General features: G+C 41.4%; 16 protein-coding genes and 2 tRNA genes. 7 read left to right on the top strand and 11 right to left on the bottom strand.

Going from position 1 to position 21,432, the window contains the following annotated elements:
- Positions 1-269 precede the first annotated feature (269 nt).
- Positions 270-1,907, top strand: a complete 1,638-nt coding sequence (locus tag DW103_RS08010; protein ID WP_122275140.1) for an ABC-F family ATP-binding cassette domain-containing protein — start codon at positions 270-272, stop codon at positions 1,905-1,907.
- Here DW103_RS08010 and DW103_RS08005 read toward each other — a convergent pair.
- Positions 1,904-3,379 carry a DUF3943 domain-containing protein gene (locus DW103_RS08005; RefSeq protein WP_122275139.1) on the bottom strand — a complete coding sequence of 492 codons (1,476 nt, stop codon included), beginning with the start codon at positions 3,377-3,379 and terminating at the stop codon, positions 1,904-1,906. The two genes, DW103_RS08010 and DW103_RS08005, sit on opposite strands and share 4 nt — an antisense overlap.
- Before the next feature lie 156 nt (positions 3,380-3,535).
- On the opposite strand from DW103_RS08005, the gene DW103_RS08000 reads away from it, so the two are divergent.
- The 5 genes from DW103_RS08000 (at position 3,536) to DW103_RS07980 (ending at position 6,351) form a co-directional block, all read left to right on the top strand.
- Entirely contained in the window at positions 3,536-4,147 is a 612-nt protein-coding gene (locus DW103_RS08000) for a trimeric intracellular cation channel family protein (protein WP_122275138.1), read from the top strand.
- A 19-nt stretch (positions 4,148-4,166) separates the two neighbouring features.
- Entirely contained in the window at positions 4,167-5,237 is a 1,071-nt protein-coding gene (locus DW103_RS07995; protein ID WP_122275137.1) for an asparaginase, read from the top strand.
- A gap of 51 nt (positions 5,238-5,288) precedes the next feature.
- Complete coding sequence (locus DW103_RS07990) at positions 5,289-6,092, top strand: MBL fold metallo-hydrolase (RefSeq protein ID WP_122275136.1); 804 nt, start codon at positions 5,289-5,291, stop codon at positions 6,090-6,092.
- Positions 6,093-6,184: 92 nt separating this feature from the next.
- A tRNA-Lys gene (locus tag DW103_RS07985) sits at positions 6,185-6,257 on the top strand.
- Positions 6,258-6,278: 21 nt separating this feature from the next.
- Positions 6,279-6,351: transfer RNA gene (locus tag DW103_RS07980), tRNA-Lys, on the top strand.
- Between the two features lie 98 nt (positions 6,352-6,449).
- On the opposite strand, the gene DW103_RS07975 is transcribed toward DW103_RS07980, so the two are convergent.
- The 10 genes from DW103_RS07975 to DW103_RS07930 form a co-directional block, all read right to left on the bottom strand.
- Positions 6,450-8,129 carry a sodium:solute symporter gene (locus tag DW103_RS07975; RefSeq protein WP_122275135.1) on the bottom strand — a complete coding sequence of 560 codons (1,680 nt, stop codon included), beginning with the start codon at positions 8,127-8,129 and terminating at the stop codon, positions 6,450-6,452.
- A 34-nt stretch (positions 8,130-8,163) separates the two neighbouring features.
- Positions 8,164-8,595: a ribose 5-phosphate isomerase B gene (rpiB, locus tag DW103_RS07970; protein WP_122275134.1), complete on the bottom strand. Its 432-nt coding sequence runs from the start codon at positions 8,593-8,595 to the stop codon at positions 8,164-8,166.
- A gap of 101 nt (positions 8,596-8,696) precedes the next feature.
- On the bottom strand, positions 8,697-10,724 hold the full coding sequence (locus DW103_RS07965; protein ID WP_122275133.1) for a transketolase: 2,028 nt from the start codon (positions 10,722-10,724) through the stop codon (positions 8,697-8,699).
- 62 nt (positions 10,725-10,786) lie between these two features.
- Complete coding sequence (locus DW103_RS07960; RefSeq protein WP_122275132.1) at positions 10,787-12,463, bottom strand: ribulokinase; 1,677 nt, start codon at positions 12,461-12,463, stop codon at positions 10,787-10,789.
- Between the two features lie 3 nt (positions 12,464-12,466).
- Positions 12,467-13,975: an L-arabinose isomerase gene (gene araA / locus DW103_RS07955; RefSeq protein WP_122275145.1), complete on the bottom strand. Its 1,509-nt coding sequence runs from the start codon at positions 13,973-13,975 to the stop codon at positions 12,467-12,469.
- Positions 13,976-14,009: 34 nt separating this feature from the next.
- Positions 14,010-14,696, bottom strand: a complete 687-nt coding sequence (gene araD / locus DW103_RS07950; RefSeq protein WP_122275131.1) for an L-ribulose-5-phosphate 4-epimerase — start codon at positions 14,694-14,696, stop codon at positions 14,010-14,012.
- Positions 14,697-14,878: 182 nt separating this feature from the next.
- Positions 14,879-15,571 carry an NUDIX domain-containing protein gene (locus tag DW103_RS07945; RefSeq protein WP_122275130.1) on the bottom strand — a complete coding sequence of 231 codons (693 nt, stop codon included), beginning with the start codon at positions 15,569-15,571 and terminating at the stop codon, positions 14,879-14,881.
- 35 nt (positions 15,572-15,606) lie between these two features.
- The gene (galK, locus tag DW103_RS07940) at positions 15,607-16,752 is read right to left on the bottom strand and encodes a galactokinase (RefSeq protein WP_370453468.1); all 1,146 of its coding nucleotides are present in this window, start codon (positions 16,750-16,752) and stop codon (positions 15,607-15,609) included.
- Between the two features lie 98 nt (positions 16,753-16,850).
- Entirely contained in the window at positions 16,851-18,137 is a 1,287-nt protein-coding gene (locus DW103_RS07935) for an MFS transporter (protein ID WP_122275128.1), read from the bottom strand.
- A gap of 49 nt (positions 18,138-18,186) precedes the next feature.
- Positions 18,187-19,266, bottom strand: coding sequence for an aldose epimerase family protein (locus tag DW103_RS07930; RefSeq protein WP_122275127.1), 1,080 nt, complete (start codon positions 19,264-19,266; stop codon positions 18,187-18,189).
- Between the two features lie 188 nt (positions 19,267-19,454).
- Here DW103_RS07930 and DW103_RS07925 point away from each other — a divergent pair, with 188 nt between their 5' ends.
- Positions 19,455-21,431 carry an alpha-L-arabinofuranosidase C-terminal domain-containing protein gene (locus DW103_RS07925; protein ID WP_122275126.1) on the top strand — a complete coding sequence of 659 codons (1,977 nt, stop codon included), beginning with the start codon at positions 19,455-19,457 and terminating at the stop codon, positions 21,429-21,431.
- Position 21,432 lies beyond the last annotated feature (1 nt).

Below are 21,432 nucleotides of genomic sequence, written 5' to 3'. Positions count from 1 at the left end.
GTTGATAACCGTCGGCCAGTTGGCTGATAATTATCAACATTGAATTTGCTGCTATTGAAATTGAAGATTCGTCGGTACTAAATACATATTCCTCTGTATGCTTTTTTATTTTGGAAGTATGACAATTATCTGATATTGTTGGATGAAATATTTGCGAAGCAGGTCGGTTCGTGAAACTGTTTCGGGCAAAGAGAGTAGGAGGCCGGTTGTGTAAACCGACATTTTCCCGTACCTTTGCGCCTTCATTTATTAATAGGTATAGAAACAGGATGATTTCAGTAGACGGATTGACAGTTGAGTTTGGCGGTAGCGCACTTTTTTCGGATATTTCTTTTGTGATTAATGAAAAAGATAGGATTGCCTTAATGGGGAAAAATGGGGCAGGGAAATCCACCTTGTTGAAAATTCTGGCTGGCGTGCGTGAGCCGACCCGCGGGAAGGTGTCTGCTCCGAAAGATACGGTTATCGCTTATCTCCCGCAGCATTTGATGACAGAAGACGGACGAACTGTTTTTGAGGAAACGGCTCAGGCTTTTGCTCATTTGCATGAGATGGAGGCGGAAATCGAAACACTTAATAAGGAATTGGAGACGCGTACCGATTATGAATCGGACAGTTATATGGAATTGATTGAGCGTGTGTCTACTTTGAGTGAGAAATTCTATTCCATAGAAGAAATCAATTATGATGCTGATATAGAGAAGACATTATTGGGATTGGGATTTACACGGGATGACTTTGCACGGCAAACAAGTGAGTTCAGCGGTGGATGGCGCATGCGTATCGAGTTGGCCAAGCTTTTGTTGAAGAAGCCGGATGTCCTGTTGCTGGATGAACCGACTAATCATCTGGACATCGAGTCGATACAATGGTTGGAGGATTTCCTGATTGATAATGGGCAGGCTGTTGTGGTAATCAGTCACGACCGGGCTTTTGTCGACCATATTACGACCCGTACGATTGAGGTGACGATGGGACGTATCTATGATTATAAGGTAAACTATAGTAGCTATTTGCAACTGAGGAAAGAACGTCGCGAACAGCAGCAGAAAGCTTTTGACGAACAGCAGAAATTTATTGCCGAGACAAAAGATTTTATAGAGCGTTTCAAAGGTACTTATTCCAAGACTTTGCAGGTGCAGAGTCGTGTGAAGATGCTTGAAAAACTTGAAATATTGGAAGTGGACGAAGAGGATACTTCCGCATTGCGCTTGAAATTTCCACCTTCTCCCCGTTCCGGCTCTTATCCGGTTATTATTGAAGGTGTCTCAAAATTGTATGGGGAGCATGTAGTCTTTAAAAATGCCAATCTGACGATTGAGCGCGGGGATAAGATTGCTTTTGTCGGGAAAAACGGAGAAGGTAAGTCGACGTTGGTTAAATGTATAATGAAGGAGATTGAGCATGACGGAACGTTGACTATCGGGCATAATGTGTTGATTGGTTATTTTGCGCAAAACCAAGCATCACTGTTAGATGAGAATCTGACTGTATTCCAAACCATCGATGATGTGGCGAAGGGAGATATACGGAATAAAATCAAGGATTTATTGGGCGCTTTTATGTTTGGTGGTGAAAATTCTGCCAAAAAGGTGAAGGTTCTTTCCGGTGGGGAACGGACTCGTCTGGCTATGATTAAATTGTTGTTGGAGCCGGTCAACTTGCTTATTCTGGATGAACCGACCAATCATTTGGATATGAAGACAAAAGATATTCTGAAACAGGCGTTGTTGGATTTTGACGGTACGCTGATTGTCGTATCTCATGACCGTGATTTCCTGGATGGACTGGTGACAAAAGTGTATGAGTTTGGCAACAAGAAGGTTACAGAGCATCTGGAAGGTATTTACGAGTTTCTGCAGCGTAAGAAAATGGAAAATCTGACTGAGCTGGAACGGAAAAATTAAATCCGTATTCCCAGACTCAGCATCACATCGTAAGTGGAACTGTCTACCGCGTCATAATATTTGTAATTGGTACGGCGCGAGAAGTAACGGTTGGAAAGAACGATATTCCATCTATCCTTTAACAAATATCCGAGTTTGATGGAGAAAACGGTCAAGCGGGCGTTGCCTTTATCCCCTTGCACGTTTAGAGTGGATGTGTCTATTGTTTCCCAATCTGTGTCAGGATTGTAACCTTTCCATGTGAAAATATGGTAATTTTCCAGATTCAACAGAAATGCAAGTCGTTTATTGTAGACGATGCCCGCTGAAGCTTTGGAGCTATAACCGCTTCCTAAGTTATAATCCCGTTCGCCCAACAGCATATAGTCGGACAGGCTGGCTCCCAAAGCTACTCCGTTTAAATAGGCTTCGGCATATATATCGGTTTTTTCATCGGGCGAACTCTTATGATAGATAAGTCCTCCGCCAATAGCCGCCGCTTCGGATATTCGGTATGGGGCAACTTTCATTTCGCTGTTTGAACGTAATTCCGAATTGTAGTAGTCGAAATGTTGGAAAATTCCGGCAGTCAATGTCCTGCGCTCTGTTTTCCATATGTTTTTCCCCCATAATGCCCCGATAGCATTTACTTGGCTGATGACGGGTTGGGCTGAAAACAAGTCTACTCCGAAATTAAAGCGGAACCACTCATAAGGAGAGTAAAATTCATCGTTAAACGGATTCCCGTAGTCCAAATGAAAGTTTATATTCATGCTGGTTGTTCCATGTCGTGAATCATCCTGTTCCGCCAGAAAACGCGGGCCGGTCGTGACAATGAAATTCACGGGAACAGAAGTGTAGGAACGTCCTTTTGAAGAACTATATTTCCAGGCTTCGCCGGAGAGCAGGCGGTTAAAACCGCGGACAGGGGAGAGGAGGCCGGCCAGAATTTCCCTTCCGACACGTTCTGCTCCACTGGAACGGTTATCGATAAAAAGGTCGGAAAGGCGATAAGTAATTTCCCCCAGTTCAATGCCGCCAAATGTCGTAGCCAGCATATCGTTGATGGAAGGCGGCTCATTTTCCATGAAAAATTCCCACATCAGACTTCCTCCGGCAGCGAAAGGAATAGATTGCCAGAAATTCATCCCGTTGCTACGGGCTGCGTTGAAATATAAAGAGCCGTGATAAGGATGTGAAAACAGATTCGTGGAAAATTGGTCGGTGTCCCAAACAGGTCCTTTCTTGAAATTACTCCGGATAGTTTTACCGTTGATATGCGCCCAATCTTCATTTACGATATAACGGTCGAATCCCCATACCATCATATTCAGTCCGAACACTTCGACTGCTGCTCTCCAAGGAGTACGCGGCTTGATACAAGCGGTGTCGCTAATGTAATAACGATGTGATATTTGAGGAATGTAATCTTGTGCCCATATCCATTGACCTGAGAAAAAACAGATAAATCCGATTAATATAAATTTCTTCATTCTTTTGTAATTAGGTAATCATCAGCACTTATTCATATGCAAACATATGTATAATAAACAGCAGGATGTTCGTTTGGTTTAAATTATTGTTAGGTCGTGTCAATATAAAATAACAACATTGGATGGAATTGCTTATTTTTGCAGAAAAAAATCAAAATGATAGACTTTATCACCCTTTGTGACTATACCGGGACTTTTGCTTTTGCAATTAGTGGTATTCGACTGGCTTCTGCGAAACAATTTGATTGGTTCGGCGCTTATGTAGTTGGTGTGGTAACTGCTGTAGGAGGAGGGACTATCCGCGATATTTTGCTGAATGCCACTCCGTTTTGGATGGAACAGGCTTCATATTTGATTATATCGGCATTGGCGCTTCTATTTGTAATTATTTTCCGTAAATATGTAATTCGGTTGAATAATACCTTTTTTATATTCGATGCTATCGGGCTTGGATTGTTTTGCGTGGTCGGTTTGGCAAAAGCACTTGATTTCGGCTTCCCGATGTGGGTGGCAATCGTGATGGGCACTATTACCGGTTCGTTTGGCGGTATGATCAGGGATATCCTGATAAATGAGGAACCGCTGATTTTCCGGAAAGATATTTATGCGTTAGCTTGTGTATTGGGCGGACTTGTGTATTGCGCCTGCCTACAGGTGGGAGTCAGTACGGCACTGACACAGTTTATCTCGGCATTGAGCGTTTTTGTAGCGCGTATTATAGCCGTTAAATATCATATAAGCGTTCCGGTATTAAAAGGAGAAGAATAATTTATTACCTTTGCATGGTATGACAGCAAATATGAACACTCAGCGCGAGAAAGCCTCTATCTTATTAATCTATACGGGGGGAACGATTGGGATGATTGAAAATCCGGAGACAGGTGTTTTGGAATCATTTAATTTTCAACATTTGAAGGATAATATGCCGGAATTGAAGAAACTGGGATATGCCGTTTCAACCATCCAATTTGATCCGGTAATGGATTCATCGGCAATGGGGCCGGAGTCATGGATGAAAATCGTGAAAATCATAGCTGACAACTATCAGGCATACGATGGTTTTGTCGTATTGCACGGTACTGATACGATGTCGTTTACTGCATCCGCGCTGAGCTTTATGCTTGAGAACTTGAGTAAACCGGTCATTTTTACAGGTTCGCAGTTGCCTATCGGCATGTTGCGTACGGATGGAAAAGAAAACCTGATTACGGCCATCGAGATTGCTGCGGCTAAGGAAAACGGCATCCCGATTGTCCCTGAAGTTTGTATCTTTTTTGAGAATGACCTGTTAAGGGGGAACCGGACCAGTAAGATAAATGCAGACAATTTTAATGCTTTTCGTTCATATAATTATCCGGCGCTAGCACATGCCGGTATCTATATTAAATATGATACACAACAGGTTTATCATCCTGTTTCGCGAAAACCATTGAAACCTCATTATTTGCTGGATCGGAATATTGCTATATTGAAACTTTTTCCGGGTATTTCGCCGCAAGTGGTAGAAAGTATTTTAAATATTCCGGATTTGAAGGGTGTTGTGATGGAAACATTCGGAAGTGGTAACGCTCCGTCTGACGAATGGTTTTTGAAGATGTTGAAAGATGCGGTAGACCGCGGTATTGTAATCGTGAATGTAACCCAGTGTAGTGCCGGCAGCGTAGAGATGCACCGGTATGAAACCGGACATAAATTATTGGATGCAGGAGTGATAAGCGGCTTCGACAGTACGACGGAAAGTGCTGTTACAAAGTTAATGTTCCTTTTCGGGCACGGATTGACGCCGGCAGAGGTAAAGGACCATATGAATTGTTCGCTTATCGGGGAAGTCACTATTCCCGAAACATTTCGTCCATAATCTTATACGTGTGAAAAACGATTTTTGCGGCTCCATAAAAAGATAAAGAAAATGAAATTATCATTTCTAAGTTTAGCAAGTGGAAGTAGTGGTAACTGCTATTATCTGGGAACTCCCGAATATGGGATGTTGATTGATGCAGGCATTGGAATTCGTACTATTAAAAAGGTGTTGAAAGATAAAGCGATAGACTTTTCTAAAATTATTGCGGTTCTTATAACACACGATCATGCAGATCATATTAAGACGGTCGGTTGTTTAGGCGAAAAACTTTGTATTCCGGTTTATACAACGGCTGCTGTTCATAAAGGTATCGACAAGAGTCGGTATGTGGAGGAGAAGTTGGTAAATTCCCGGAAAATAATCGAGAAGGAAATACCTTTTTCTATCCGTGATTTTCGAATAACGGCTTTTGAGGTTCCGCATGACAGTACGGATAATGTGGGCTATTATATAGAATATGGTAATCATAAATTTACTTTTGCAACCGATGTTGGGCACATTACGGAAACGGTAAGTAAATATATGAGCTTGGCGAATCATTTGATTATTGAAGCCAATTATGATGAGGAAATGCTTGAATTTGGTACATATCCGGCATTTTTGAAAGAACGTGTGGCTAGTCCGACCGGTCATTTGAGTAACCGGGAAGCAGCTGAGTTTTTGGCAACACATTATGATCCGAAATTGAAAGATATTTGGTTGTGTCATCTCAGCCGTGATAATAATCATCCGGAACTAGCCTATAAGACAATTGATATTCGTTTGTTTCAGGAAGGTGTGAGAGTGGGGAAAGATGTCGCATTGTTTGCCTTAAAGCGAACAACGCCTTCTGAGGTGTTTGAATTTGAGTGATATTGTTCTCAAAAAAAGCATGGAAATGTTTGCAAAGAAAAATTAAACGCCTATCTTTGCACCCGCAATCGAGGAGCAATGGTTGCATGAATGACTTGGTAGCTCAGTTGGTAGAGCAAATGACTCTTAATCATTGGGTCGAGGGTTCGAGCCCCTCCCAGGTCACTTGAGATTAATCGCAATATTGACTTCGTAGCTCAGTTGGTAGAGCAAATGACTCTTAATCATTGGGTCGAGGGTTCGAGCCCCTCCGAGGTCACAAAAAAGAAAACCTTTCGCAAAAACAACGAAAGGTTTTCTTTTTTTGTGCTAAGACTTCTTTTTATTCTTGCTATAGTTTCGAGCTGGAATAGGTGGTTACCAGAAATAAATGTAGAAAGCAACTGTAATCGCTAAAATAATACAAGAATGGATAACATCCCATTTGTTCCAGCTTGCGCGTGTAGCAGCACGTTGTTCGGCTGTAGAAGAACCGAAAGTTAAACCTTGTATTTGTTCAGCCGGTGCAGCCTTTGTAAACATACTGATGATACCGATTGCTGCCAAACAAAAAACTAGCATACCACCGCAGAAAAACAGCCAGTTTGTATCGAAGAAAAGAGACTTGAACCAACTATTTCCGGCATCAATTCCTGCAGTTGTATAGTAAACTTTTGCACCTAATCGAGTAATACCGATGACGAAACCGATAATTAATCCCCACATTCCTCCCTGTGGAGTTGTTCTTTTGGAAAGAATGCCTAATAGGAAAGCCGCAGCAATACCCGGAGCCAATACAGACTGTACATCCTGTAGATAGTTGTATAGAACAGAACCTACACTTTTCATCACAGGTATCCATAAAATGCCTAGTACAACTACAACTACTGTTGCAATACGCCCGACATAAAGTAATGTTTTTTCACTGGCCTGCGGTTTATACTTTTTATAAAAATCAATGGTGAATAGCATAGCGGAAGAATTGAACAGTGAAGCGAGCGAACTCATCAGGGCAGCTAAAATACCGCAAACAACCAATCCTTTAAATCCGGCAGGTAATAATTGTGCTACCAACGACGGGAAAGCCGCATCGGCTGTATTCATTGTAAAAGGTACACCGTTAATCATAATTCCGTTTTTCTGCATGGCAAAAGCAATCATACCGGGAATAAGAAATAAGAATACTGGAGTAAGTTTCAGATAAGCTCCGAAAATTGTACCACGGCGGGCTTCTTTTTCATTTTTACCGGACAATACGCGCTGCACGATAAATTGGTCCGTACACCAGTACCAGAAACCAATGATGGAAGAACCAATCAATGCTCCCAACCATGGAAAATCAGGATCACGGTTATCGCGTATTAAATTTACCATTGTGTCACCATATTCATTCGCCGGCGTGATGCTACAGGCAGCCAATACTTGCTCCCATCCTCCGACAGCTTTTAGCCCTAAAACGAGAATCACCAGTGAACCGAGTAATAGGATAGGGGTTTGTAAGACTGATGTGTAAAGTACGGATTTCATACCACCTACAACTGTATATAGTGCTGTTAATACAACGAGTCCGATAGCTGCAATCCAGAAGAAATCAATACCCCAGAGTTCTTGAATACCGAAAACTTCTTTAAACACCAGACCTCCGGCATATACTGTGACTGCTACTTTTGTCAATACGTAGCTGACCAGTGATATTATGGAAAGGATAGTTCGTGATTCTTTATTATAGCGTTTTTCGAGAAATTCAGGCATAGTCAGGACCATGCTTCGTTCATAGAAAGGAACGAATACCCAACCCAGTATCAGAATCATCCAGCCTTGGATTTCCCAATGTGCCATTGCCATGCCACTGGAAGCTCCGGCACCGGCAAGACCGATTAAATGTTCTGAACCAATATTTGAAGCAAAAATTGATGCTCCAATTGCGAGCCAAGTTGCATCGCGGCCGGCAAGAAAATAGTCACCGGAACTATTTTGTTTTTGTTTAAATACCCATATGATAATCCCAATTAGAGCCATAGCGAATAGCCCTATTACAATATAATCTAATGTTGCCATAATAGTGTTTTTACATGATATTTTCCCCTTGAAGTTACAAGGGGATTTTGTCTATTCTTCGTTGATGTCGACCGCCTTCGAACGGAGTGTTCAGAAAGGCTTCGACCGCGTGAGTGGCTTCCTCTTTACTGATAAATCGTCCGGGCATCACGAGTACGTTGGCATCATTGTGTGCACGCGCGAGACGTGCGATTTCTTCTTGCCAGCATAAAGCAGCCCGTATTCCTTGGTGTTTATTTAATGTCATGGCTATTCCATTGCCGGAGCCACAGATAGCTATTCCGGGATATATTTCACCCGCTTCAATAGCTTTTGCTAATGGATGGGCATAATCTGGATAATCACAACTTTCTGTTGAGCAGGTTCCGAAGTCTTTATAGGTTAACCCTTTTGAGTCGAGTATTTGTTTAACATATTCTTTGAGTTCGAATCCTGCATGGTCACAACTTAAACCTAGTGTTTTCATTATTTATCTGTTAGAGGAGAAAAAGATGCATTTTGTCTACGAACTAAGACGAGGCTTGTCGGCTGTAGCTGTTAGCTAATTGCATCTTTTTCTTGAGTTTCTTATGCTAATAATTCTTTAACCTGTTTGTAAACATTCTGTCCGGTAAAACCTAATTTTTCGTCCAATACTTTGTAAGGAGCAGAAAAACCGAATGATTCAAGTCCCCATACTTTACCGTTGGCTCCAACCAAGCCTTCCAAGTTGACAGGCAGACCGGCCGTGAGGCCGAACACCTTACTTCCTGTCGGGATAACCGATTCTTGATATTCCTTACTTTGGCTGCGGAAGAGCCCTTCAGACGGAACAGATACGACACGAACTTTGATACCATCGGCACGAAGTATAGTGGCTCCTTCTTCCAATGTTGATACTTCCGAACCGGAAGCCACCAGAATAACGTCAGGGTTTGTATCGCTTTCTACAATGTAGGCTCCTTTTTCAGCCAACATTGCTTCGTCGTAGCGATTGAGCTTTGCTGGCAGGTCGGTTATATTTTGACGGGAGAGAATTAATGCGGTAGGAGTAGCTGTGTTTTCCATAGCCATTTTCCATGCAATTGTCGTTTCTGTGACATCTGCAGGTCGAAGAACCAACATCGAATTGTGTCCTTTATGGTTCTTCAATTTCTCCATCAAGCGGATTTGAGCTTCTTGTTCTACCGGTTCATGAGTCGGTCCGTCTTCACCTACGCGGAAAGCATCGTGTGACCAGATAAACTTAACAGGCTGTTCCATTAAAGTGGCCATTCGAATAGCTGGTTTCATGTAGTCGGAGAATACAAAGAATGTTCCGCAAGCTACAATAACCCCTCCATGTAATGACATACCGATACAAATACAGGCCATTGTCAGTTCTGCTACGCCGGCTTGGAAAAAAGCACCACTGAAATCATTCTTTACAAAAGAGTGTGTTTTCTTAAGGAAACCATCAGTTTTGTCCGAATTAGATAGGTCTGCAGAAGCACAAATCATATTTTCAACTTGAGTAGCTAAAACGCCTAAAACAGTTGCTGAGGCAGCACGTGTCGCTTGATTCGGCTTTTGTTCTATTCCTTTCCAGTCTATAATAGGAGCTGTACCTGAGAACCATTTTTCCATTTTAGCAGCTAGTTCCGGATTAGCTTTAGCCCAAGCAGCTTTTGCTGCATAACGTTCGGCAACGATGACTTCCAATTCTTTTGCGCGTTTCGCATACAATTCTACAACTTCAGGGAAAAAACAGAATGGATTATCCGGATTTCCTCCTAAATTTTTAATTGTCTCAGCGATGGATGCACCAGCGGCAGAAAGTGGTTGTCCATGTGTGGAAACCTTATTTTCATAACTGCTCTCATCGGGTCCAACTGCACCTTTGCCCATTGTTGTATTCCCGATAATCAAGGTAGGACGGCTATTTTCAGCTTTTGCCTCAGTTAGAGCCTGACGAATTTCTTTTACATCATTACCGTTGATTTTAATAACTTTCCAACCCCATGCTTCGTATTTCATTGCCACGTTTTCGGTTGTGACCTCTTCTACGGTAGTAGAAAGCTGGATATTATTCGAGTCGTAGAACATTATGAGGTTGTCCAGTCCCAAAGTACCGGCAATTCGTCCGGCGCCTTGTGAGATTTCTTCCTGAATACCACCATCGGAAATATATGCGTAAATGGTCTGATTCATTACATCCCCCAAACGTGCTTTCAGGAATTTGGCTGCAATAGCGGCACCTACAGCATAAGTGTGGCCTTGCCCCAATGGACCAGAAGTGTTCTCGATGCCACGCATCACGTTTACTTCGGGATGCCCCGGAGTAACGCTACCCCACTGACGAAACTGTTTCAGTTCGTCCATTGTAAACTTGCCAGTGAGGGCGAGCACTGAATAAAGCATCGGAGACATGTGTCCCGGATCTTGGAAGTAACGGTCCCTGCCTTCCCAAGTCGGATTCTTGGGATCGTATACCAGAAACTCTGAAAACAAAACGTTTATAAAGTCTGCACCACCCATTGCACCTCCCGGATGACCGGATTTTGCCTTTTCTACCATAGATGCAGCCAAAATACGAATATTGTCCGCTGCTTTGTTCATTAATTTAATATCGTTCATTTTAATGAGTTATTTTTGTTTTTTTTGCAAATATAGGCAATCTCTTTGTATAGACCACCATATCAAATGAACAATTCCTTTTCCGTAAAGTTGCCTAGCTTCCGATATTTCTCATAGAGAGCAAGATAAGTCTGGTGATTTTCGTGGTTCGGCTGATATTCTTTGGCAAAACCTTGTCCCATAGCTTGCTGTGCTTCTTCAACTTTAGTATAAATTCCGGCAGCAACGGCTGCAAACATAGAGGCTCCGAAAGCACATGCTTGTTCAGCTTTTGCTACTTTTATCGGCATATTAAGTACATCTGCTAGAGTCTGCATCACGAACGGAGATTTCAGTGAGATACCTCCAATACCTATTACACTTTCAATTTTGATGCCATTTTCTAGAAAACGATCTATAATCGCTTTCGAACCAAAAGCTGTAGCTTCAACCAGTGCGCGAAAAATCAAAGGAGCAGAACTTGCCAGGTTTAATCCTGTAATCGTTCCTTTTACTAATTGGTTGGCATCTGGTGTCCGGCGTCCGTTCATCCAGTCGACAGCTAAGATGGTACTTTCGCAGACGGGTACTTTGGCTGCTTCTTCGGATAATACAGGGATAATTTTATCTGCTGTTTCTTCTATTAATTTAGTTTTTGTTTCTTTGTCAATTAGCGTGCTTCGGGAGAGAATATTTTCGAGCGGCCATACCAGTACACGTTTAAACCACGCATAGATATCGCCGAAACCGGATTGTCCGGCTTCCAGTCCTATCATACCGGGAATAACGGAACCGTCTACCTGTCCACAAATACCAGGAACAAGTTTGTCACCCATTTCTTCATAGGAGGATACCATAATATCGCAAGTGGATGTTCCAATAACACGTACGAATGTGCGAGGAGTGATTTCAGCTCCTACAGCACCCATATGGCAATCGAAAGCACCGACTGCGACGGAGACATTAAGGGGTAATCCTAATTTATCGGCCCACTCTTTTGTCAGTGTACCAACTTTAGTATCGCTGGTGTATGTTTTTTCGAATAAATGACTGCGAAAACCTGTCAACTTCGGTTCGAGAGTCGTTAAAAACTCTTCGGACGGTAATCCTCCCCATTTCTCCAACCACATAGCCTTATGGCCTGCGGAACAACGGCTGCGACAGACCTCTTCCGGTTTTGTTTTCCCTGTGATTAAAGCCGGAAGCCAGTCGCAATGTTCAATCCATGAATAAGCTACTTTACTAACTTGTTCGTCTTCGCGAAGTATGTGTGCCATTTTAGCCCATACCCATTCGGAAGAGTAAATACCACCTTCATATGCTGTGTAATCGATACCCCAGCGTTTAGCTAGTTCGTTGATTTCTGCAGCTTCTTTAATAGCTGTATGGTCTTTCCATAGGACGAACATGGCATTAGGATTTTCTGTGAATTCAGGTAAGAGGGCGAGGGGAGTTCCATATTTATCTGTTAGGACAGGGGTACTTCCTGTTGTATCAAAAGCCATGCCAACAACTTTTTCTGCTGTTCCGACAGGACATTTAGTTAATGCTTCTTTGACCGTTGTTTCCAAACTTTCCATATAATCGAGCGGATGCTGACGATATTGATTTTTTAACGGATTACAATATTTCCCTTCCATCCAACGGGGATAATATTTTACAGCAGAAGCAATCTCTTCACCAGTAGCAGCATTAACAATTACAGCGCGACAGGAATCGCTACCGTAATCCAAACCAATTACATATTTATCGTTTCTCATGGCTTAAGACTGTAATGCACGATTTAACATATAATACAAATCGTTGTATTTCAATTCTTTCTTTAAGCTGGGGATTGTAGTCTCTTTATCGATTATTACCAGTTCTATACCAGCTATATCGGCATAATCTTCCAAATATTCAACAGTCAAATCGTAAGAGAAACTTGTATGGTGTGTTCCTCCCGCTAAAATCCAGGCTGCGGCACCAATTTCAAAGTTTGGCTGTGGAATCCATAGAGCGGAGGCTACAGGTAATTTAGGTAATGCTTTACTTTTAATGCAATCCACTTGGTTAACAATCATACGAAAACGGTTACCCATATCTACAACAGTGGCAGCAACTCCGGTTCCTTCTTTGGATGTAAATACTAAACGGGCCGGATCGTTTTTGCCTCCGATACCCAGTGGATGTACTTCCAGACGTGGCTTTTTTTCTGCAATCAGCGGACAAACCTCTAGCATATGAGCTTGTAAGATAGCACTGTTTTCACCATCGAAATTTAATGTGTAATCTTCGAGGAAAGAGCAGCCTTTAGGCATTCCTTGTCCCATGAACCACATTGTACGATAAAGAGCAGCTGTTTTCCAGTCGCCTTCAGCTCCAAAGCCATATCCTTCAGCCATCAAACGTTGACAAGCCAAGCCTGGAAGTTGGTCGATACCGGCTAAATCGTCAAAATTGGTTGTAAAGGCTTTCGCTCCTTTTGCTTCCAAGAAGCGGCGAAGTGCTATTTCTACCCGCGCAGCCTCGATGACTTGTTTACGGTCTTTACCACCTTCTTTACAATTATCGGCAAAATCGTATGTCGCTTCATAGGTTTTAACCAAAGCTGCAATTTCGGCATCCGTCACTTTATCTTGTACAGCAACCAGTTCGGCAATTGGAGAATAATCTACGTGATAACCCAGTTTCAGTTCTGCTTCTACTTTGTCGCCATCTGTTACGGCAACATTGTTCATCTGATCGCCGAAACGGATGATTAGCATATCTTGAGCGTCAGCCCATGCTGCGGCTACACGCATCCAAATCGCGATTTTAGCTTGTGCTTTTGCATCTTGCCAGTGCCCAACCACAACTTTCCTGTTTTTGCGCATGCGACTTACCATATGACCAAATTCACGGTCTCCGTGAGCAGACTGGTTCAGGTTCATAAAATCCATATCCATGGTTTCCCAAGGAATTTCCTTATTGAATTGTGTGTGGAAGTGTAATAATGGCTTTCTCAATTCTTGTAAACCGTGAATCCACATTTTTGCAGGTGAAAAAGTATGCATCCAAGTGATGACACCAATACATTTTGTGTCATTGTTGGCTGCTTTTAAAGCAGCAGTAACTTCTTTGGCTGAATTTACCGTGCCTTTGTAAATGACCTTAACCGGTAGATTCCCGGATTCGTTCAATCCCTTTACGATTTCATTTGAATGGGCATCTACTTGTACTACTGCATCTCCTCCGTACAGAAGCTGTGCTCCTGTTACGAACCATACTTCAAAGTCTTTAAAATTTGTCATGGTCTTATGATTTTTGTTGTATAATTTATTTTTGTTATTTTTGTCCGTAATAAGCATTAGGACCATGTTTACGTTCGAAATGCTTAGTAATCAGATGATTGTTCATTGTTAACTGTGGATTGATGCTATAAGAGATATAAGCCATTTTTGCAACTTGTTCCATTACAACGGCATTATATACGGCTTCTGCTGCATCTTTTCCCCAGGCAAATGGTCCATGATTTTTTACTAGTACGCCGGGGATATGTGTCGGATTCAGTTTTTCAAAACGCTTTACAATCACATTGCCGGTTTCCTTTTCGTAATCACCTTCCACCTCTTCTTGTGTCATTTGACGCGTGCAGGGAATGGCATCACTGAAATAGTCAGCATGTGTTGTCCCGATATTCGGAATATCACATCCTGCTTGTGCCCATGAAGTTGCATAAGTTGAATGAGTATGCACGATTCCACCGATTTCAGGAAATGCTTTATATAAAACCAGATGAGTCGGAGTGTCGGATGAAGGTTTCAATTTTCCTTCTATAATATTTCCTTGTAGGTCCAGCACGACCATGTCGTTTGCTTTCATGGTTTCGTACGAAACACCTGAAGGTTTAATTACAACCAGACCTTTTTCACGGTCTATTGCACTCACGTTTCCCCAGGTAAAAATAACCAAACCATGTTTCACCAAGTCCAGATTGGCATTGAAGACTTTTTCTTTTAAATTTTCAACCATACTATATATTGTTATTTGTGGCTTGTATGTGTTTGTCGGAGATAAGTGTAGTAAGTGATAATAAGTGTCATTTTCTATACTTATTCTACTCGGGTGTAAAATTAACACCTTTACGTAGCGGGTGTAAAAAAAAAGCTATGTTCTACAACATAGCTTGCTGAATTTTCAAGAAAAAGAAATTGTTAGAGAGAAAAGTAGAACCCTTGTTCTAAAAAATGATCATATTTTTCTTTGTTGAACATATAATAAAAAGCTCCACGTTTTGAACTTTTCTTGTCTTTCTCATCCAATTTCTCCAAAATATCCATAGAATTTAGTTTTTTACGGAAATTCCGTTTATCTAAAGGTGTTTGATAAATAGCTTCGTACAAACTCTGCAATTGGGGAAGCGTAAATTTTTCAGGAAGTAGATTGAATCCGACCGGACGTGTTGCTGCTTTCCTGCGCAAACGCACCAAAGTATCCTTTATCATTTGATTATGGTCAAATATTAGCTGGGGAACTTCACTTATCTTAGTCCATACAGCATTGTGTTCTTTCAATATTTCTTCGCTGAAATCATTCATATTCACCAATGAATAGTATGCTACGGAGATAACCCGCTCCCCAAGGTCGCGGGTAACATCTCCGTATGCACCTACTTGTTCCATAAAAAGATTATCGATGCCGGAGCATTCTGTTAATACACGTGAAGCCGCTTCGTCTACACTTTCCCCGGATTTGATAAAACCGCCCATTAATGACCATTGCCCTTTTAAAGGTTCAAAATTCCGTTTGTAAAGTAAAACGTTAAGTTCTCCTTTGTTGAATCCTAATATAATACAGTCTACGGAAACGTAAAATTTGACTTCATCTTGATAAAAAGCAGCTGTCATAATCTTCTATGGAATTTTATTGAATTAATTATTTATTATGCGAGTTTACGAGCACCGTCGCTGATTACTACATTATATAATTTAGGTTCGTGACCAAATTTAGCTGTATAAGACTCAAATGCTTCTTTCACGAAGGCATCGTATTTATCTTCTTTTACTAAATTAATAGTACAACCACCGAAACCTCCTCCCATTACTCGAGAGCCAGTTACACCGCATTTTTTAGCAACATCGTTCAGAAAATCCAGCTCTTCACAGCTTACTTCGTATAACTTGCTCATGCCATGGTGAGTTTCATACATTTTCTGGCCGACAGTTTCGTAATCGTCTTTTTCCAAGGCTTCGCAAACATCTAATACGCGCTGTACTTCTTCAATTACATATTCTGCGCGCATATAATCTTCTGCACTCACATCGGCTTTGACTTCATTCAGCATATCCATAGTTGCGTCACGCAAGAATTCCACTTCCGGATGATTACGACGGATAGCGGCCGCTACGTTTTCACAGGAAATACGGCGTTTGTTATAAGCGGATGATGCTAATTCGTGTTTAACAACAGAATCCAACAATACCAGTTTGTAACCTTCCGGATGGAATGGGAAATATTTATATTCCAATGAACGGCAATCCAGTCGAATCAAACTGCCTGCTTTTCCGAATACAGAGGCAAATTGGTCCATAATACCGCAGTTTACACCACAATAGTTGTGCTCTGTTGACTGGCCGATTTTTGCCAGTTCGAACTTATCAATATTTAGTGAGAATAAATCGTTCAAAGCAAAAGCATATGTACTTTCCAGAGCGGCAGAAGAGGACATACCTGCTCCCAGGGGAACGTCACCGGCAAACACAGTGTCGAAGCCGGAAATTTGCCCGCCACGTTTGATTATTTCACGGCATACACCGAAAATATATCTTGCCCAACTAGCCTTAGGAGCATCTTCTTCATTCAGGCCAAATTCAGCATAATCATTTAAATCAATGGAAAAAGCGCGTACTTTTCCGGTACCATTCGGTTTGATTTCGGCAATCATACCTTTATCTATTGCACCTGGAAATACGAAACCACCATTATAATCGGTATGTTCACCAATCAGGTTGATACGTCCGGGAGATGCATATACACTTCCTTCTGTTGAAAACAACTCTTGAAATTTATTTCTGATTTTTTGTCTCATGATATTATGTTTTTATGGTTAATAAAACAATTGAAGAAATTATCCGACTACAAATATAGTTAGATAATCTCTTCAATCATAAATTTTACACTTATTTTTTATTCTACAGGAATATCCTTGTTTACGTTCTTGCAACCAATCAAAGCGTAATACAGCAGGTAGATTAAGCTGATTAGGATAACGATGTATGAGAACTGATAGCCAGCTGCAGATACAATCAATCCTTGAATCCAAGGTAAGATACCACCACCGCAAACGAGAACCATGAAGATACCGGAAGCTGCAGACAAATATTTACCCAATCCTTCTACTGCCAAGTTGAAAATACCGCCCCACATGATAGAGGTACAGAGACCTACAAGTAACAGAAGAAGAGCGTTGATAGGAACTTCGGCCAAACCAAATCCTAAAGCACCCACTGCATCTGTTTGTAATACCGGTACGTTGACCATAGTCGAAACAGGCAATATCATGGCAAGGGCTACCAAGATAGCACCAACGGCCGAAGTCACCGTCAACATGATTTTACTTGACACCTTATTACCGATTGAAGCACCGACCAGACGTCCGATAAGCATCAAGAACCAATAAGTACCGCAAACAAATCCGGAGATAGTAGGAGCGATACCTATTTCTTTTACCAACCAAAGGTCAAGTACACCGGGTGTACCTACTTCAATACCAACGTAAACGAAGATAGCGAAAGCCCCCAATACGAAGTGACGGAATTTCAAAGCCCCCAACATCAGTGTAGATAATGGCTCTTTGGTCTTTTCCGCATGAGGTTCGGGTAATTTCGAGAACGACAATACGATAAATGCGAACGCGAATACGCCCATCGCTATATAGAGTACGGGGTAAACGTCTGTGATGCTTGTTGATTTTGTGATTTCACCAACTAAAACACCAACCAACATCGGAGTCAGTGTACCCATTACAGAGTTGAATGAACCGCCAATCTGAATCAACTGATTACCTTTGTTACCTCCACCACCAAGTGTATTCAGCATGGGGTTAACAACCATGTTCAGTAAGCACATGGAAAATCCGGCTACAAAAGCACCGATGAGGTATATCACAAAACTTTCTTGACCACCGGATAAATACTGGATGAAAACTCCGATGATACCAATAGCAATTGCTATTAAGGCTGTTTTCTTGTATCCTAATCTTGTAAGCATGATACCGCCGGGGATACCCATAACAGCATAAGCGATAAAGTTAGCCAAGTTACCCAAAAGTCCCATTGCCGGGGAAACATCAAATTGGGTTGTTAAGATTTTACCCATAGGGGCTGCCAAGTTGGTAACGAATGAAATCATACCGAACAAGAACACCATAATAATAATGGGTAGCAAATAGTTTTGTTTGTTCTGTTGTGTCATTTTTTAAATATTTAGATTGTTAATTATTGTAGGTCTGTTGTTTTTATATTTATTCTGCCGAGAATTTAAAAATAGTCGTACTTTGGAATATTTCTCCCGGGCGTAGTACTGTTGACGGATATTCCGGTTTGTTCGGACTGTCGGGATAATGTTGTGTTTCCAGACAGAGAGCGGCACGGGCCGGGTAACGTTGTCCGTTTTTCCCGATGAAATTGCCGGTCATCCAGTTTCCGGTATACAATTGTACGCCAGGTTGTGTGGTATACACTTCCATAACAATACCGGTTTTGGGGGATTCGCAACGGGCGCAGAAAGACATCTCGTTATCCATGTCTTTATTTAATATGTACGTGTGATCATATCCTTTGCCAAAATTCAATGCTTCAAAATCCTCATCAATACGGTCTCCTACTTTGAAGGGAGTCCGGAAGTCCATAGGAGTTCCTTCTACTTTTTCTTTCGGACCATAAGGAATAGCCGTTTCATCCGTTGGCAGGTAATAATCGGCATTGATAGTTAATTCATGGTCGTAAACGGAAGGGTCACCCTGACCTGACAAATTGAAATAAGAATGATTTGTCAAATTTAATACGGTCGGTTTGTCCGTAACAGCGTGATACATGATAACTACTTCATTATCATCGGCCAGATGATAAGTTACCGTGACATCCAGTTTGCCGGGAAAACCTTCTTCACCATTGGCAGATGTATATTTCAACTCGACGGTCTGGTCGTCTGTTTGTTTGGCATCCCAAACTACGGAATTGAAGCCTTTCAGACCTCCATGCAGACTGTTTGGACCATTGTTGATAGCTAACTTATCATATACGACACCGTCTAATGTGAATTTGCCACCGGCTATACGATTCCCGTAACGACCACAAACAGCTCCGAAATAAGGCTCTTCGGAAACTAAATATTCGTCTATAGAATTGTGTCCTGTCACAACATCGGTTAACTTTCCGGACCGATCCGGTACCATAAGCGATACGATTTTTGCACCGTAATTGGTAATGGTAAGTTCTGCTCCTTTTTTATTGGAAAGGACGCATAGCGTCGTTTCTTTTCCGTCTATTTGCTTGCTGAAATTAGCTAACTGCAAGCCAGACAGCGTAATTTTGTTCTTCATGTAAATATAGTTTCAAAATTGTGTGTAAAATTAGTTTCTTCTTTGTATTCGTGAACTTGTTTAAAGATGTTTTAAAGCATAAAACGACTTTTTATCTATCAAAATATGCGATTTGTCTTTTTTGAATCAAAATAATTAGTGTACATTTGCAACTAAATAATCATTATAATTACAGAAAAACACGAAGTATGATGAGAAGTATGAGAAAAGCCATCTCCCTGTGTCTCTTTACTATGGGAGTTGCCGGGTTAGTGGCACAAACGGTAAATCCGGTCAGTGAGTTTAAAGTGGATATGCAAAAAGTAGGTTCGCCTATTCAATCGACAATGTACGGCATCTTTTTTGAAGATATAAATTTTGGAGCCGATGGGGGATTATATGCGGAATTAATAAAGAACCGCTCTTTTGAATTTGATAATCCTTTTATTGGATGGACTCCTTTTGGTAATGTGACTATTCAAACAAAAAATCCGTGTTTTGACCGTAACCCTCACTATGCTCGCGTATCTTATAATAAGGAATTGACCGGAAGCGGGCTGGATAATGAAGGATTTAAGGGGATTGGTATTCAGGCGGGGGAAAAGTATGAACTTTCCTTATATGCTCGTACGGTTTCTGACGGACCAATTAAATTACGTATTAATCTTGTAAATCATGCGAACGATTTGTTCGAAACTAAAGAGATAACAATTGATGGCAAGAATTGGAAAAAATATAATGTCACCTTGACTCCGGGAGAGACTGAAGCTCATTCCCGTTTTCGTATTACGATGATAGATAAAGGAACTGTGGATTTGGAACATATTTCTCTTTTCCCCCAGAAAACATTTAATAATCGTCCGAATGGAATGCGTGTTGACCTTGCCCAAGCTTTGAAGGATTTGAAACCTGGCGTTTTTCGTTTCCCCGGCGGTTGTATTGTGGAAGGAAACAATAAAGCTACTCGTTATCAGTGGAAAAATACAGTTGGTCCGGTGGAAAACCGTCCGACTAATATCAATCGTTGGAATTTTACTTTTGCCTATAAAAAATTTCCGGATTACTACCAATCCTATGGTCTGGGTTTTTTTGAATACTTTCAGTTGAGTGAAGATATAGGAGCCGAACCTCTTCCTGTGTTGAATTGCGGTTTATCCTGTCAATATGAAAATCACGACCCGAATGAAAACTGTCCGGTTGATAAATTGCAACCTTATATAGATGACGCACTCGACCTGATAGAATTTGCAAATGGGCCTGTTTCCAGTAAATGGGGTAAAATACGTTCTGAAATGGGGCATCCGGAACCATTCAATTTAAAGCTTATTGCTATCGGGAATGAACAGTGGGGTTCCCTTTATACCGAGCGGCTCGAATTGTTTGTAAAGGCTATCCGCGCCCAGTATCCTGAAATCCGTATTATCGGTAGTTCCGGTCCACAGTCGGAAGGAGCAGACTTTGATTATCTCTGGCCGGAAATGAAACGCCTGAAAGTCGATTTAGTAGACGAACATTTTTACCGTTCTCCGGAATGGTTCTTAGCAGGAGCCAAGCGTTATGATTCGTATGACCGTCAGGGACCGAAAGTTTTTGCCGGCGAATATGCCTGCCATCCGGCAAATCGTGAAAACAGTTTTCTCACAGCTCTTTGTGAAGCTGCTTTTATGACTGGATTGGAACGAAATGCTGATGTTGTACATCTTTGTACGTATGCTCCGCTTTTTGCTCATGTGGATGCTTGGCAATGGCGCCCGGATTTGATTTGGTTTGATAATTTATCGTTGGTTAAGACTCCGAATTATTATGTGCAGCAGTTATATGCCCATAATGTTGGAACAAATGTACTATCTCTGACAATGGAAAACGAGCCTGTCGCCGGACAGAATGATTTGTATGCTACAGCAGCTTTCGATAAAAATACCAACGAACTTATTATAAAGATTGCAAATATTGGTATACAGTATAAAAGAATAAAATTGAATTTGAATGGTCTCTCTTCAGGGAAGCACAAAGGTACGCTTACTTTGTTGCACTCTTCAGAGCTGGAAGCTAAAAATACGCTCAGTAATCCTTCTGTAATTGTTCCGGTTTCATCAGAGATAGAAATAGAAGCTCCGATAACTGAAATTACTTTGAAACCACAGAGTTTTTCTGTCTATCGTATTAAGGATTGCAAATTGAAATGAA

Origin of the sequence: Parabacteroides sp. AM08-6 (assembly GCF_003473295.1) — a bacterium.
In the GTDB taxonomy this organism is placed as follows: Bacteria; Bacteroidota; Bacteroidia; order Bacteroidales; family Tannerellaceae; genus Parabacteroides.
The sequence above is the reverse complement of the archived record's forward strand: the minus strand, read 5'-3'. Positions and strand labels throughout refer to the sequence as shown.

Excerpts from the sequence above, each read along its gene's own strand:
- DW103_RS08005 (WP_122275139.1), bottom strand. The coding sequence starts at position 3,379 with ATGAAGAAATTTATATTAATCGGATTTATCTGTTTTTTCTCAGGTCAA.
- araD (WP_122275131.1), bottom strand. The coding sequence starts at position 14,696 with ATGGTTGAAAATTTAAAAGAAAAAGTCTTCAATGCCAATCTGGACTTG.
- DW103_RS07960 (WP_122275132.1), bottom strand. The coding sequence starts at position 12,463 with ATGAGAAACGATAAATATGTAATTGGTTTGGATTACGGTAGCGATTCC.
- galK (WP_370453468.1), bottom strand. The coding sequence starts at position 16,752 with ATGAGACAAAAAATCAGAAATAAATTTCAAGAGTTGTTTTCAACAGAA.
- DW103_RS08000 (WP_122275138.1), top strand. The coding sequence starts at position 3,536 with ATGATAGACTTTATCACCCTTTGTGACTATACCGGGACTTTTGCTTTT.
- DW103_RS07945 (WP_122275130.1), bottom strand. The coding sequence starts at position 15,571 with ATGACAGCTGCTTTTTATCAAGATGAAGTCAAATTTTACGTTTCCGTA.
- DW103_RS07995 (WP_122275137.1), top strand. The coding sequence starts at position 4,167 with ATGACAGCAAATATGAACACTCAGCGCGAGAAAGCCTCTATCTTATTA.
- DW103_RS07935 (WP_122275128.1), bottom strand. The coding sequence starts at position 18,137 with ATGACACAACAGAACAAACAAAACTATTTGCTACCCATTATTATTATG.
- DW103_RS07925 (WP_122275126.1), top strand. The coding sequence starts at position 19,455 with ATGATGAGAAGTATGAGAAAAGCCATCTCCCTGTGTCTCTTTACTATG.
- DW103_RS07965 (WP_122275133.1), bottom strand. The coding sequence starts at position 10,724 with ATGAACGATATTAAATTAATGAACAAAGCAGCGGACAATATTCGTATT.
- DW103_RS08010 (WP_122275140.1), top strand. The coding sequence starts at position 270 with ATGATTTCAGTAGACGGATTGACAGTTGAGTTTGGCGGTAGCGCACTT.
- DW103_RS07975 (WP_122275135.1), bottom strand. The coding sequence starts at position 8,129 with ATGGCAACATTAGATTATATTGTAATAGGGCTATTCGCTATGGCTCTA.
- DW103_RS07930 (WP_122275127.1), bottom strand. The coding sequence starts at position 19,266 with ATGAAGAACAAAATTACGCTGTCTGGCTTGCAGTTAGCTAATTTCAGC.
- DW103_RS07990 (WP_122275136.1), top strand. The coding sequence starts at position 5,289 with ATGAAATTATCATTTCTAAGTTTAGCAAGTGGAAGTAGTGGTAACTGC.
- rpiB (WP_122275134.1), bottom strand. The coding sequence starts at position 8,595 with ATGAAAACACTAGGTTTAAGTTGTGACCATGCAGGATTCGAACTCAAA.
- araA (WP_122275145.1), bottom strand. The coding sequence starts at position 13,975 with ATGACAAATTTTAAAGACTTTGAAGTATGGTTCGTAACAGGAGCACAG.